This is a genomic window from Microvirga sp. HBU67558 (assembly GCF_018069605.1).
Classification (GTDB): Bacteria; Pseudomonadota; Alphaproteobacteria; order Rhizobiales; family Beijerinckiaceae; genus Microvirga; species Microvirga terrae.
The window spans coordinates 1-236 of record NZ_JAGPUP010000021.1 but is presented as its reverse complement, the minus strand read 5'-3'; the positions used below and the strand labels follow the sequence as shown (position 1 = coordinate 236).

The window sequence follows — 236 nt, the reverse complement described above, 5'->3', positions numbered from 1 at the left end:
CTGCCCGGCTCCACAGGGCAAAGGGCAGACCGAGTTCGTCAGGCGTGTGCCGGCGGATCAGCGCGGACCTGCGCTTCCTGCTCGGCCTGGAGAAACCGTCCTGTGCCAGGGGCCGGGCCGCGCGGTCCGCTGGCCAATCCGGCCTGGCTCTTCTCGGCAAAGCGGCGGCAAATGTCGAAGACGCCGGTGCGGGTCAGACCTACCTGCGCGGCAATGGCCTCATAGGTCAGCCCGCT

1 pseudogene is annotated in these 236 nt (G+C 69.5%); it reads right to left on the bottom strand.

The annotated features are described in order from the left end of the window. Window positions 1-38: 38 nt before the first annotated feature. Window positions 39-236 (bottom strand): annotated as a pseudogene (locus KBI52_RS00090) (helix-turn-helix domain-containing protein); the annotation flags it as partial.